The 11,657-nt window shown below is 74.6% G+C and carries 10 protein-coding genes; 9 read left to right on the forward strand and 1 reads right to left on the reverse strand.

Going from position 1 to position 11,657, the window contains the following annotated elements; translation table 11 throughout:
* The first annotated feature begins 75 nt into the window (after positions 1–75).
* The 6 genes from K5O09_RS04275 to K5O09_RS04300 all read left to right on the forward strand — a co-directional run bounded on the left by K5O09_RS04275 (position 76) and on the right by K5O09_RS04300 (position 8,244).
* Positions 76–1,893 carry an ABC transporter ATP-binding protein gene (locus tag K5O09_RS04275; RefSeq protein ID WP_255596107.1) on the forward strand — a complete coding sequence of 606 codons (1,818 nt, stop codon included), beginning with the start codon at positions 76–78 and terminating at the stop codon, positions 1,891–1,893.
* Between the two features lie 141 nt (positions 1,894–2,034).
* Entirely contained in the window at positions 2,035–3,972 is a 1,938-nt protein-coding gene (typA, locus tag K5O09_RS04280) for a translational GTPase TypA (RefSeq protein WP_222171596.1), read from the forward strand.
* Positions 3,973–3,983: 11 nt separating this feature from the next.
* Entirely contained in the window at positions 3,984–5,084 is a 1,101-nt protein-coding gene (locus K5O09_RS04285) for a PIG-L family deacetylase (protein WP_255596109.1), read from the forward strand.
* Between the two features lie 299 nt (positions 5,085–5,383).
* Positions 5,384–5,767: a hypothetical protein gene (locus tag K5O09_RS04290; RefSeq protein WP_222171597.1), complete on the forward strand. Its 384-nt coding sequence runs from the start codon at positions 5,384–5,386 to the stop codon at positions 5,765–5,767.
* Positions 5,764–6,300 (forward strand): flavin reductase family protein, encoded by a 537-nt coding sequence (locus K5O09_RS04295; protein WP_255596111.1) that lies wholly within the window; start codon positions 5,764–5,766, stop codon positions 6,298–6,300. Before K5O09_RS04290 ends, K5O09_RS04295 begins: the two co-directional genes overlap by 4 nt.
* Before the next feature lie 150 nt (positions 6,301–6,450).
* Positions 6,451–8,244, forward strand: coding sequence for a VanW family protein (locus tag K5O09_RS04300; RefSeq protein ID WP_222171598.1), 1,794 nt, complete (start codon positions 6,451–6,453; stop codon positions 8,242–8,244).
* Positions 8,245–8,271: 27 nt separating this feature from the next.
* On the opposite strand, the gene K5O09_RS04305 is transcribed toward K5O09_RS04300, so the two are convergent.
* On the reverse strand, positions 8,272–8,526 hold the full coding sequence (locus K5O09_RS04305) for a hypothetical protein (RefSeq protein ID WP_222171599.1): 255 nt from the start codon (positions 8,524–8,526) through the stop codon (positions 8,272–8,274).
* Positions 8,527–8,647: 121 nt separating this feature from the next.
* Here K5O09_RS04305 and fdxA point away from each other — a divergent pair, with 121 nt between their 5' ends.
* The 3 genes from fdxA (at position 8,648) to K5O09_RS04320 (ending at position 11,639) form a co-directional block, all read left to right on the forward strand.
* Complete coding sequence (gene fdxA / locus K5O09_RS04310; RefSeq protein WP_222171600.1) at positions 8,648–8,974, forward strand: ferredoxin; 327 nt, start codon at positions 8,648–8,650, stop codon at positions 8,972–8,974.
* Between the two features lie 5 nt (positions 8,975–8,979).
* Positions 8,980–10,137, forward strand: coding sequence for a succinyldiaminopimelate transaminase (dapC, locus tag K5O09_RS04315; protein WP_222171601.1), 1,158 nt, complete (start codon positions 8,980–8,982; stop codon positions 10,135–10,137).
* 203 nt (positions 10,138–10,340) lie between these two features.
* On the forward strand, positions 10,341–11,639 hold the full coding sequence (locus K5O09_RS04320; RefSeq protein WP_222171602.1) for a citrate synthase: 1,299 nt from the start codon (positions 10,341–10,343) through the stop codon (positions 11,637–11,639).
* Positions 11,640–11,657 lie beyond the last annotated feature (18 nt).

Here is an 11,657-nt window from a genome sequence, read left to right on the forward strand (position 1 = left end):
CTCCCAGACGCCCGGTCCCGGACCGCCGCGTCGTGGTGCACCGGCACGCTGCCGCTGCAGGAAGGACACTGAACCGTGGCCATCGACACCTCCCACGGCACGACCGCACCGGAGACCACCCCGGTGCTGAGCGTGCGCGACCTCGGCGTGGACTTCTACGTGGACGGCGCGTGGTTCCCCGCCGCCAAGCACGTGAGCTATGACGTGCGCCCGGGCGAGGTCCTGGCGATCGTCGGCGAGTCGGGTTCCGGCAAGACGCAGTCGTCGATGGCGCTGCTCGGCCTGCTGCCGCAGAACGGGCGCGCGACCGGCTCCGCCAAGCTCGGCGAGCGCGAGCTCATCGGCATGCCGAACGGACCCCTGCGCAAGATCCGCGGCAAGGAGATCGCGGTCATCTTCCAGGAGCCGATGACGGCGCTGAACCCCGTCTACACGATCGGGTTCCAGATCGTCGAGACGCTGCGCACCCACTTCGAGATGGGCCCGTCCGCCGCCAAGGAGCGCGCGATCGAGCTGCTGCGCCTGGTGGAGATCCCGGAGCCGGAGCGCCGCTTCGACTCCTACCCGCACCAGCTCTCCGGCGGCCAGCGCCAGCGCGCGATGATCGCCCAGTCGCTCGCGTGCGACCCGAAGCTCCTGATCGCCGACGAGCCGACCACGGCCCTCGACGTGACGGTGCAGGCCGAGATCCTCAAGCTCATGCGGGACCTGCGGCACCGCATCAACTCGGGCATCGTCCTCATCACCCACGACATGGGCGTGGTCGCCGACATGGCGGACTCGATCGTCGTCATGAAGGACGGCGAGGTCGTCGAGCACGGCGACTCCGCGGCCATCTTCTCGGCCCCGCAGCACCCGTACACGCAGCGGCTGCTGGACTCGGTCCCGCACCTGGGCCGCCACGCCGGCACGCCGGGCGCCTCGGCGACCCCGGTCGAGCAGCCGTCGGCGGCGCCGGCCACGACGCGCCCGGTCATCCTCGAGGCCCGCGACATGGTCGTCGAGTACCCCGGGCGCGGCCGCACGCCGGCGTTCCGCGCCGTCGACGAGGTGAGCTTCTCGATCGCCCAGGGCGAGGTCGTGGGCCTCGTCGGCGAGTCCGGGTCGGGCAAGACCACCATCGGCCGCGCCCTCGTCGGCCTGCTGCCGGTGACGTCGGGCTCGCTGACGATCAACGGCGTCGACATGGTGGGCGCCACCGCCAAGACCCTGCGCCCGCTGCGCAGCCAGGTCGGCATCGTGTTCCAGGACCCGGGCTCCTCGCTGAACCCGCGCCTGCCGATCGGCGAGTCCATCGCCGAGCCGCTGCTGCTGCACCGCGGCACCAAGGGCGCCGAGCTCAGCCGTGAGGTCGAGCGCCTGCTGGACCAGGTGCAGCTGCCGCGGGCCATGCGCAACCGCTACCCGCACGAGCTGTCCGGCGGGCAGCGGCAGCGTGTCGGCATCGCCCGGGCGCTGTCCCTCGAGCCGAAGCTGCTGGTGGCGGACGAGCCGACCTCGGCGCTCGACGTCTCGGTGCAGGCCACCGTGCTCGAGCTGTTCCAGGAGCTCCAGCGCGAGCACGGCTTCGCGTGCCTGTTCATCAGCCACGACCTGGCCGTGGTCGAGATCCTGTCCGACCGCATCGCCGTGATGCACAAGGGCAAGCTGGTGGAGATCGGCGAGACCGCGCAGGTCGTCACCGAGCCGCAGCACCCGTACACGCAGCGCCTGCTGGCCGCGGTGCCGGTGCCGGACCCGGAGGAGCAGCGCCGCCGGCGCGAGCTGCGGGACGCGATGCTGGAGGCCCAGCGCGAGGAGATCGAGCGCGAGGAGGCGGCGTCCCGCGACCGCCGGCGCCCGGCCGACGCGGAGGACCTCGGCGCCGGGCACCCCGACCCCACCGGTCTCTGACGGCCCCGCACGACCCCCGTACCACCCCCGCGCGCCCCGGCACAGGGCCTCTCTCGTGCCGGGGCGCGCGGGCGCGTAGAATCGATCGGCGCTCGACGTCGTCGCGCCCCCTCCCACCCCCTTCGCGGAATGAGTCCTCATATGTCTGTGCCCTCGACGCCCACGGGAACCCGTGTGCGCGGCGACCTGCGCAACGTCGCGATCGTCGCCCACGTCGACCACGGCAAGACCACGCTCGTGGACGCCATGCTCTGGCAGTCCGGCGCGTTCGGCGCCCACGCCCACGTGGACGAGCGTGCGATGGACTCCGGTGACCTCGAGCGCGAGAAGGGCATCACGATCCTCGCGAAGAACACCGCGGTCCGGTACTCCGGCCCCGCGGCGGCCGCGGCGGGTCAGCCCGACGGCATCACCATCAACGTCATCGACACCCCGGGTCACGCCGACTTCGGCGGCGAGGTGGAGCGCGGCCTGTCCATGGTCGACGGCGTCGTGCTGCTGGTGGACGCGTCCGAGGGCCCGCTGCCGCAGACGCGGTTCGTGCTGCGCAAGGCGCTCGCCGCGAAGCTGCCGGTGATCCTCGTCGTCAACAAGGTCGACCGCCCCGACTCCCGCATCTCCGAGGTCGTCGCCGAGGCGACCGACCTGCTGCTGGGCCTCGCGTCCGACCTGCACGACGAGGTCGAGGACCTGGACCTCGACGCGATCCTCGACGTCCCCGTCGTGTACGCGGCCGCCAAGGCCGGCCGGGCGTCGCTGAACCAGCCCGCCGACGGCGGCCTGCCGGACTCCGAGAACCTCGAGCCGCTGTTCGCGACGATCCTCGAGAAGATCCCGGCCCCCACGTACACCGAGGGCGCGCCGCTGCAGGCCCACGTCACGAACCTCGACGCCTCGCCGTTCCTCGGGCGCCTCGCGCTGCTGCGCGTCTTCAACGGCGAGCTGACCAAGGGGCAGACGGTCGCGTGGGCGCGCGCCGACGGCACGATGCAGAACGTCCGCATCACCGAGCTGCTCGAGACGAAGGCCCTCGACCGGGTGCCCACCGAGAAGGCCGGCCCCGGCGACATCGTGGCCGTCGCGGGCATCGCCGACATCACCATCGGCGAGACGCTGACGGACCCCGAGGACCCGCGCCCGCTGCCGCTCATCACGGTCGACGACCCGGCGATCTCGATGACCATCGGCATCAACACCTCGCCGCTCGCCGGCAAGGGCGGCAAGAACCACAAGGTCACCGCCCGGCAGGTGAAGGACCGCCTCGACTCCGAGCTCATCGGCAACGTGTCGCTGCGCGTCGTCCCGACCGACCGCCCCGACGCGTGGGAGGTCCAGGGCCGCGGCGAGCTGGCGCTGGCGATCCTCGTCGAGCAGATGCGCCGCGAGGGCTTCGAGCTGACCGTCGGCAAGCCGCAGGTCGTCACCAAGAAGATCGACGGCAAGGTGCACGAGCCGGTCGAGCGCATGACCGTCGACGTGCCCGAGGAGTACCTGGGCGCCGTCACGCAGCTCCTGGCGCAGCGCAAGGGCCGCATGGAGACGATGTCGAACCACGGCACCGGCTGGGTCCGCATGGAGTTCCTCGTGCCGTCGCGCGGCCTCATCGGCTTCCGCACCCGGTTCCTCACCGACACCCGCGGCACCGGCATCGCGTCGTCGATCGCCGAGGGCTACGAGCCGTGGGCCGGCCCCATCGAGACCCGGGTGTCCGGCTCGCTGGTGGCCGACCGCGCGGGCGTCGTCACGCCCTACGCGATGATCAACCTGCAGGACCGCGGCTCGTTCTTCGTGGACCCCACGCAGGAGGTCTACGAGGGCATGATCGTCGGCGAGAACTCCCGCGCGGAGGACATGGACGTCAACATCACCAAGGAGAAGAAGCTCACCAACATGCGCTCCTCCACGGCCGACAACTTCGAGAACCTGGTGCCGCCGCGGCACCTGACGCTCGAGGAGTCGCTGGAGTTCGCCCGCGAGGACGAGTGCGTCGAGGTGACCCCCGAGGTGGTGCGCATCCGCAAGGTGGTCCTGGACCAGACCGAGCGCGCCCGCCAGACCGCGCGGGCCAAGCGCGCCTGACGGCTCACGCCGTGACGACCGCCGCGACCACGCCGCCCGTGACGGGTGGCGTGGTCGCGGTGCACGCGCACCCGGACGACGAGACGCTGACGTCCGGCGCGCTGCTCGCCACGTGGGCCGCCGCCGGCCTCCCGGCTCTGGTCGTCACGTGCACCCGCGGGGAGCGCGGCGAGGTGATCGGCGCGGAGCTCGCCCACCTGGAGGGCGACGGCCCGGCACTGGCCACGCACCGGGAGCGGGAGCTCGCGCGCGCGGTCGCGGCCCTGGGCGCGGCCCAGGTCTTCCTCGACACGCTCCCGCTCGCCTCCCCGCCCGTCGAGGTTGCAGCAGGTGCGGGGTCCGAGGCCCTGAACCCCGCATCTGCTGCACTCTCGACGTCCGGGACGCGGTACGAGGACTCGGGAATGGCGTGGGTCGGGACCGGGCGGGCCGGGGCCGCGGCCGCGCTGCCGGAGCGGGCGTTCGTGGGCGTGCCGCTGGACGAGGCCGCGGGGCGGCTCGCCGGGCTGCTGCTGGACCGGCGCCCGGACCTCGTCGTCACGTACGAGCCGGGCGGCGGCTACGGGCACCCGGACCACGTGCGGGCGCACGAGGTCACGATGCGGGCGGTGGAGCTGGCACAGGCTGCCGACCCGGAGCGGCCTGCCGACCCGGAGCGGGCCGCCGACCCGGCCGCCGCGGGCGGGTGGCGGCCGGCCGTCGCGTGGGCGGTGCAGGACCCGGACGCCCTGCGCGCCGGGTACGCCGCGCTGGCCGAGGACCCCGCGGTCCGCGCGGTGCTCGCGGCCCACGCCGCCGCCGACCCGGCGACGCGCAGCGGCCCGCTCGCGCTGCCCGACCCCGGCGGCCCGCTGCCGTCGGTGGCCGCCGCGGGGGAGCCGGACCTCGTGGTGGACGTCGCGCCCGTGCGGGACCGGGTGCTCGCGGCGCTGCGGGCCCACGCGACGCAGGTGCAGGCGGTCCGGCCGCTCGACCACTCCGCGGCCGCCGCCTGCCTCGCGCTGTCGAACCTCGTGCTCGCCCCCGTGCTGCCGGCTGAGGGGTACCGCTGGGCGCCCGGCGGCGCCCCGGCGGAGCTGCGGGTGCCGCGGGGCGCGACGCGCCGGACCTGACGGGCGCGACGCGCCGGACCTGACGGGCGCGACGCGCGGGTTCTGACGGGCGCGACGCGCGGGTCCTGTCGGGCGCGACCCGTCTGACCTGACGGCGGCGCGACCCGCCTGACCTGACGGGGACGGCTCGCGGGACCTGACGGGCACGGCTCGCGGGTCCTGACGGGCGCGACCCCGCCGGACCTGACGGCGGCGCGACCCGCCGGTCCCGGCGCCGCGCGACGCCGGCCCGGTGCCGGTCCGCCGGCGCCGCCCGACCGGCGTGACGCGGCGCCCGCGGCGGACGTAGCCTGGCGCCCGTGCCGCCCCTCACCTCCCGCCTGGTCCTGAGCACCCTGGGCGCCGTGCTGCTCGGCGTCGTCGCCGGTGCCGTCGGCACCGTGCTGCACCGCTCGACGCGCCCCTGGGGTCTGGTCGTCGGGCTGCTGCTCGTGCTGGCCGTGGCCGTCGTCGCGCGGGCCGGCGGCGGGCGGATCGCGTCGACGGCCCTGCTGGCGGGCCTCTTCCTGGCGGTGCAGGTGCTCTCCGGGCGCGGTCCGGGCGGTGACGTGCTGGTCCCCGCGGCCGGCGCGATCGGCTGGGTCTGGGCGGTCGGAGCCCTCGCCGTGGCGCTGGGCGCGGTGCTCGCCCCCGGGGCGTGGTTCGCGGACGTGCCGCTGCGGCGCCGGCCGAGCACGCCGTGACCGACGCGTCGGTAGACCCGCTGTACGGCGACGGCGACCCGGGCGGAGGCGCGGCGACGGACGCGTTCCGGGCGGCGATGGGCCGGCTGCCCGCGGGCGTCGTCGTGCTCGCCGTGCGCTGGCGCGGGCTCGACCACGCGATGACCGCCAGCGCGGTGACCTCGGTGTCGCTGGAGCCGCCCATGCTGTTGTTCTGCGTGCACCGGGACGCGCGGCTGCGGGAGGCGCTCGACGACGTGGACACCTGGGCGGTGAGCGTGCTCGCGGACGACCAGGCGCCGGTCGCGGACTGGCTCGCGTCCCCGGGCCGGCCGAGCATCGGGCAGCTCGACCGGGTGCCGCACGTCCGCGCCCCGCGGTCGGGCGCCGCGTGGGTGTCGGGGGCGGCCGCCTGGGTGGAGTGCCGGACCGTCCAGGTCGTCGCGGCGGGCGACCACGACGTGGTGCTGGGGGAGGTGCTGACCGCGCGCGAGGGCGACCCCGGGTCGGGCAGCCTCGTGCACCTGCGGCGGCGCCTGCGGCCGGTCCGCTGACCTGCGGGATCGAATCGTTGCGAAGTCGTGATCTCGCCGCGGGGGCGCACCGTGGGACGCGCCGCGGGAGCGTCAGGGGCCGCCCGTAGAATCGGCCCCTGGCGGCGAGCGCACGGAGCGCACCCGCGGGGTCTCGCGAGGGGGAACCGGATGGCGAAGGGCAGTGCGGAGGGCACGGAGCCCGTGGTGGACCCCGAGGGCCCGGACGACGGTGCGTGGTCGCCGCTCGAGGAGTTCGACGCGGACCGCCCCCGCCGCCGCTGGCTGCGCACGGTGCTCGTCGTCGTCGGCGTGCTCGTCGTGCTCGGGGGCGGCTACGTGGGTGCCGCGTACGCGCTCGCCGACCGCGTGCCGCGCGGGACGACCGTCGCCGGCGTGGACGTCGGGGGCATGACGACGGCCGACGCCGAGCGGGCGCTGACCGACGGGCTCGGCGACCTCGCCACCGAGGCGGTGCCCGTCACCGCGCAGGACATCACGGGCTCCCTGGACCCGGCCGCCGCCGGGCTGGCCCTGGACGTCGACGCGACCGTCGAGCGGCTCACCGGCGCGGACCTGCGCCCGCAGCGGCTGTGGCAGCACGTCGTGGGCGGGCAGGCCGAGCCGCCCGTCACCCAGGTCGACGACGCCGCTCTCGACGCGGCCCTGGACACGCTGGGCGGTGCCCTGAGCCTGGCCCCCGTCGACGGCTCGGTCGTCTTCGCGGACGGCGACGCCCACGCCGTCGACGCGGTCGACGGCTGGTCGCTCGACGTCGACGCCGTCCGGCAGGAGCTCGTCGACACCTGGCTGACCGCCGCGCGACCGCTCGAGCTGCCGACCGAGGTCGTCGAGCCCGACATCACGCAGGAGGAGACGGACGCCGCGCTGCAGGACGTCGCCTCGCGCGTCACGGCCGCGCCGGTGGCCGTGCAGGTCGCCGGTCAGACCGTCGAGCTGCCGGTCGACGTCCTGACCTCGGTGTCGTCGATGGTGCCGGAGGACGGCGACCTGGTGCTGCGGATGGACGGGCCCGCGCTCGTGGACGCGGTGCTCGCCCGCAGCACCGACCTGCTCACCACGGCCTCGGACGCCCGGTTCGACCTGTCGAGCGGCAGCCCGGTGATCGTCCCCGGCGTCCCGGGCACCACGCTCGACCCCGACGCGCTGGCGGCAGCCGTCGCCGGCGCCGCCGTGGCGGACGAGCGGACCACCGAGGTGGAGCTGGTCGAGTCGGACCCCGCGCAGACGACGAAGGCGCTCGAGGACCTCGGCATCACGCAGGTCGTCTCGGAGTTCTCGACCCCGCTGACCAGCGAGCCGCGGCGCACCCAGAACATCACCGCGGGCGCCGCCGCGATCAACGGCACGCTGGTGCGCCCGGACGAGATCTTCAGCCTCACCGACGCCCTCGGCCCGATCGACGCCGCCCACGGCTTCACCACCGCCGGCGCGATCGTCAACGGCGAGCACACCGACGCGTGGGGCGGCGGGCTCTCGCAGCTGTCCACCACCACGTACAACGCCGCCTACGAGGCCGGCATGGAGGACATCGAGCACAAGCCGCACTCCGAGTGGTTCCAGCGCTACCCGGCCGGCCGCGAGGCGACCATCTACACGGGCACGCTCGACATGCGGTGGAAGAACAACACCCCGCACGGCGTGCTCGTCCAGGCGTGGGTCGCCGACGGCCGCACCTGGGTGCGGCTGTGGGGCACGCCGTACTGGGAGGTCACCTCGGAGTCCGGCCCCAAGACGAACGTCGTGCAGCCGACCACGGTGTACTCGCAGTCCCCGACGTGCGAACCGCAGTCCGCCGGCAACCCCGGGTTCCGCATCACGGTCACCCGGACGATCGCGCTCAACGGCGAGGTCGTCGCGGTCGAACCGTCGACGTGGACGTACAAGCCCCAGAACAAGGTGGTGTGCGGCCCGGACCCGGCGTCGGCGCCGCCCGCCGGCTGAGGGGGGTCCCCGACGCCCCGGCGGCGGTCAGCGCCGGGGCCGCCGCTGCGGGGCGGGCGGGACGAGCTTCCCGATCGCGATCTGGTCGCCCGGCACCCGCACGTCGCCGCCGCGCCGCGTCCGGACCGTGACCCCGGCGTCGTCCACCGCGAGCAGCTCGCCGAGCACGTCGGTGTAGGGCTGCGGCTCGCCGGCGGGGAGCCGGCGGCGGACCACGACCCGCTGCCCGGGGCGCCAGGCGCGCCAGGGCGCGGCCGGGTCGGTCCCGTCGTCGGTGGTCACCGGTGCCTCCGTCCCTGGCTGCGCCGTCCGTGCGCAGGTGAGCGATACTAGGACGAACCAACTGGACCCGACCTGCGACCGCGCCGGCCCCCGCCGAGGCCGCGCGCGTGGAGGACGCACCGTGACGTATGTGATCGCCCAGCCCTGCGTGGACGTCAAGGACAAGGCCTGCATCGAGGAGTGTCCGGTCGACTGCATCTACGAGGGGAAGCGGTCGCTGTACATCCACCCCGACGAGTGCGTGGACTGCGGCGCCTGCGAGCCGGTCTGCCCGGTGGAGGCGATCTACTACGAGGACGACGTCCCCGAGCAGTGGAGCGAGTACTACAAGGCGAACGTCGAGTTCTTCGACGACCTCGGCTCGCCGGGCGGCGCCGCCAAGATGGGCGTGATCGAGAAGGACCACCCGATCATCGCGACGCTGCCGCTCCAGGTGCACGGCGAGTAGAGCGCGTGGGCCTGCTGACCGGCGCCCTGCCGGACTTCCCCTGGGACACGCTCGCGCCGTACGCCGACCGCGCGCGGGAGCACGCCGGCGGGATCGTGGACCTGTCCGTCGGGACCCCGGTGGACCCGACGCCGGAGGTCGTGCGGCGCGCGCTGGCCGACGCCGCGGACGCGCCGGGGTACCCGCAGACGTGGGGGACGCCCGCGCTGCGGGAGGCGGTGGTCTCGTGGTTCGCCCGGCGGCGCGGCGTGCCGGGGCTCGACCCGGCCGGTGTGCTGCCGACCGTGGGGTCCAAGGAGCTCGTCGCGTTCCTGCCGGCCCTGCTGGGTCTCGGGGCCGGTGACGTCGTCGCTCACCCGGCGGCCGCGTACCCGACGTACGACGTGGGCGCACGCCTGGCGGGCGCCGAGCCGGTCGCCACCGACGACCCGGCGGCGCTGCTGGGAGGCCCGGGGGGCGACCGGGTGCGGCTGGTCTGGCTGAACTCGCCGGGCAACCCGGACGGCCGGGTGCTGGACGTCGGCGCGCTGCGCGCCGTCGTCGACGCCGCGCGTGCCGCGGGGCGGCGCACCGGCAGGCCCGTCGTCGTGGCGTCCGACGAGTGCTACGCGGAGCTGCCCTGGGACGAGCCGTGGGCCTCGCAGGGCGTGCCGAGCGTGCTCGACCCCCGCGTGACGGGCGGGGACGTGACGGGGCTGCTGGCGGTGTACTCGCTGTCCAAGCAGTCGAACCTCGCGGGGTACCGGGCGGCGTTCGTCGCCGGGGACCCGGCCCTCGTGGCGGACCTGCTGGCCACCCGCAAGCACGCGGGGATGATCGTCCCGGCGCCGGTGCAGGCGGCGATGGCTGTCGCGCTGGGTGACGACGCGCACGTGGCGGAGCAGCGCGAGCGGTACCGGGCGCGGCGGTCGGCGCTGCTCGGGGCGCTGACCGGTGCGGGGCTGGTGGTCGACGGGTCGCCCGCCGGCCTCTACCTGTGGGCCCGGCCGGCGCGCGGCGATGACGACTGCTGGGCGACCGTCGGCAGGCTCGCAGAGGCCGGGGTGCTGGTGGCGCCGGGGGCGTTCTACGGGGCGCCGCGGCACGTGCGGGTCGCCCTCACCGCGACCGACGAGCGCGTGGCCGCGGCCGTGCAGCGCCTCGCGGCGGTGCCGTCGGCCTGATCCGCGCGTCGCCCGTCCTGTGACCCGAGTCACACGCCGCCGGGCCGCTGCCGGGATGGTCGAGCCCCCGGACGGGAAGTAGCGTCAGGGCAGGCCGACGCCACCCCCGTGGCGCGCCCGCACCGCAGCGGCCGCCTCCGGCCCCTGATCGACCTCGCGGACCGGACCGAGGTCCACCCGCACACCGCCCGAGGAGGAGCGCCATGACCGACGTCGCCACCGAGCCCGTCCAGCTGGTCGTCAACGGCACCCCGCACGACCTGCCCGTGGTGCGCGCCACCGAGGGCAACGACGGCGTCGTGGTGTCGTCGTTGCTGCGGGACACCGGCCTGGTCACCGTCGACCCCGGCTTCATGAACACCGCGTCCTGCGAGTCGCAGATCACCTACATCGACGGCGACGCCGGCATCCTGCGCTACCGCGGGTACCCGATCGAGCAGCTCGCCGAGAAGTCCTCGTTCCTCGAGGTCGCGTACCTGCTGTTCAACGGCGAGCTGCCGACGGCCGACCAGCTCGAGGCGTTCGTGGAGCGCGTCAACCGCCACACGTTCGTGCACGAGAACTTCCGCACGTTCATGGGCACGTTCCCGTCGGGCGCCCACCCGATGGCGGTGATGTCGTCGGCGATCAACGCGCTGGCCACGTTCTACCCGGAGTCGCTCGACCCGTTCGACCCGGAGACGGTCGAGCTCGCGACCGTGCTCATCCTCGCCAAGACCCGGACGATCACGTCCTACCTGCACCGGACGTCGCGCGGGGAGCCGCTGCTGTACCCCGACTACTCGCGGGGGTACATCGAGGACTTCCTGCGGATGACGTTCGCGGTCCCGTACCAGCAGTACGACGTCGACCCCACCGTGGTGCGGGCGCTCGACAAGCTGCTCATCCTGCACGCCGACCACGAGCAGAACTGCTCGACGTCGACCGTGCGCGTCGTGGGCTCCAGCCACGCCAACCTGTACGCGTCGGTCGCCGCGGGCATCAACGCGCTGTCCGGCCCGCTGCACGGCGGGGCGAACGAGGCCGTGCTGAAGATGCTGGCCGAGATCCAGGCGAACGGCGGCGACGCCTCGGACTTCATGCGCCGCGTGAAGAACAAGGAGCAGGGCGTCCGCCTCATGGGCTTCGGGCACCGCGTGTACAAGAACTACGACCCCCGCGCGGCGATCGTGAAGGAGAGCGCCGACGCGGTGCTCGCGGCGCTCGGCGGCAACAACGAGCTGCTCGACATCGCGCGCACGCTCGAGGAGATCGCGCTGTCGGACGAGTACTTCATCTCCCGCAAGCTCTACCCGAACGTCGACTTCTACACCGGGCTCATCTACAAGGCGATGGGCTTCGAGGAGCGCATGTTCACGCCGCTGTTCGCCCTCGGCCGGATGCCCGGCTGGATCGCCCAGTGGCGGGAGATGATGACGGACCCGCAGACGAAGATCGGCCGGCCGCGCCAGGTGTACTCCGGCTCGCCGGCGCGCGACTATCGGGCGGTCACGGAGCGCTGACGACCGGCAACCGCTTCC

The organism is Cellulomonas sp. C5510 (genome assembly GCF_019797765.1).
Lineage (GTDB): Bacteria > Actinomycetota > Actinomycetes > Actinomycetales > Cellulomonadaceae > Cellulomonas.